The following is a 2,057-nucleotide window of genomic DNA, read 5'->3' on the forward strand; positions in this document are numbered from 1 at the left end:
GGGCTAATCGTTACAGAGGTGGGAAACCGAATTCTTGTACATATTAGAGAAATTTTGAACGGTGTGGAGAAGATTGAGCAAGAAGTTGCGATGGAGAAGGGGCATGAAGTTGGAACGATTCGAATCGGGAGTTTTCCGAGTGCTTCAGCATATTTCTTACCTAAAATGATTAATATCTTTCGTGAAAAGTATCCGAATTTAGAATTAGTTCTTTGTGAAGGTACACTTAAAGAAGTAGAAGATTGGCTATTATCACGAGTAATTGATATCGGAATTGTTATTTTGCCTAATAAAGATATGGAGATCGTGCCCTTAACGAAGGGGAAAATGGTTGTTGTCTTAAGAGAGGATCATCCTTTGTGTAAGAAGAAATCTATTACAATAAGTGATTTAGAGAATGAACCAATCATATTATGTAAGGGTGGATATGAACCTCCCATTATTGATATGTTTAAACAAGCGAACGTACCACTTCGGGCTGAATATGTAATTTCGACAGTTACAACAGCTTTAAATATGATTCAAGAAGGATTGGGAATCGCAATTTTGGCTGAGTTATCTTTAACGAGTTTACCAAAGAATATACAAACGAGTGAATTGGAACCACAAGTATGGAGAGAAATTGCTTTAGCTGTTCCTTCATTAAAGGATTCTTCACTCGCTGTACAGCTATTTATTGAAGAATTCCAAGAGTTATTTGCAGAATAAAAAGAGGTGTCTCATATATCATAATGGGACACTTTTTTAATTTGCTTATAAAAAATCTATAAAAAGGATTGACTTATTTTTCGGTTGTAACTATAATGATTACATCGGGTGGTGATTACGATGAAAATTAGTAGCCGCTTTTCTATAGCTGTTCATATTTTATCTATTTTAAAAAACAATCCATCTTCAGTTTGCACTTCGGACTATATGGCCGAAAGTGTAAATACAAATCCGGTAGTCATTCGTAAAATAATGTCTTACTTGAAACAATCTGGATTTGTTTATGTAAATCGCGGACCAGGTGGCGCGGGATTATTAAAGGATTTACATGAAATCACATTGTTAGATGTGTATCATGCAGTGAATGTAGTAGAAGAAGACAAACTATTTCATTTTCACGAGCAACCGAATCCAGATTGCCCAATTGGAGCGAATATTCAAGCGGTGTTAGAAGTTATTTTAATTCAAGCACAATCCGCGATGGAAGAAGTTTTGAGAAATATTACGATGGGGCAGTTATTTGAATCTTTACAACAAAAAATGAATGCATAATATGATAATCGCAAGTCTCTAAAAGAGAATGCATATTTTTTTCTTAAAATTGTAACTGTCATGGTTACATCTGAAAATAAAAAGAAGGTAAGGTGCAAATAATATGGCTGTGAAAATGAAAGTATACTCAGATTTTATATGTCCGTTTTGCTTTTTAGCAAAAGGTCCATTAGATGAAGTAGCGAAAGAGAAAGATGTGGAAATCGAATGGATGCCATTTGAATTGCGTCCAAGTCCATATTCTAAAATAGATCCTTGGAATGAGCCAGATAAGTTAGGTTCATGGGATTCTTTCATTCTTCCTACTGCAAAAAAATTAGGGGTTGAAATGCGTCTGCCACGTGTTTCACCGCATCCATATACACATTTAGCTTTTGAAGGATGTGAATTTGCGAAAGAACGTGGACTAGGAAATGAGTATCATCACCGCGTATTCACCGCATTTTTCCAAGAAGAACAAAACATTGAAGATATTGATGTGTTAACAAAACTAGCGGTAGAAGTAGGGCTTCCTGAAGCTGAATTTAAAGATGCTTTAGTAAATCGAAAATATAAAGAAAAACATCAAGAAGCAATTCAGCATGCATATGATGAAGCGAATATTATGGCGGTACCAACTGTCATGATTGGTGATGAAGTCATTCAAGGGCTTGCTAGTAAAGAAACGTTACAAAGAGTAATTGATAAAGAAATCGAAAAGGATAAAACAAATTCATTTGAAGGTATGCAATGTAATACGGATGGATATTGCTAATTCGTTTTGCATGAAAGAATCAAGTTGATTTGTTTAAATAAAA

General features: G+C 34.7%; 3 protein-coding genes. All 3 read left to right on the forward strand.

Features of this window, described 5'->3' with window-relative positions; all coding sequences use genetic code 11:
• On the forward strand, positions 1-708 hold a 708-nt coding region (locus AC1DTM_RS23935), incomplete at its 5' end, for a LysR family transcriptional regulator substrate-binding protein (RefSeq protein WP_477001053.1).
• Between the two features lie 120 nt (positions 709-828).
• Positions 829-1,260, forward strand: coding sequence for an Rrf2 family transcriptional regulator (locus AC1DTM_RS23940; RefSeq protein WP_002148752.1), 432 nt, complete (start codon positions 829-831; stop codon positions 1,258-1,260).
• 103 nt (positions 1,261-1,363) lie between these two features.
• The gene (locus AC1DTM_RS23945) at positions 1,364-2,014 is read left to right on the forward strand and encodes a DsbA family oxidoreductase (protein ID WP_016104540.1); all 651 of its coding nucleotides are present in this window, start codon (positions 1,364-1,366) and stop codon (positions 2,012-2,014) included.
• Positions 2,015-2,057 lie beyond the last annotated feature (43 nt).

This window comes from Bacillus sp. P4_D3 (genome assembly GCF_056401855.1).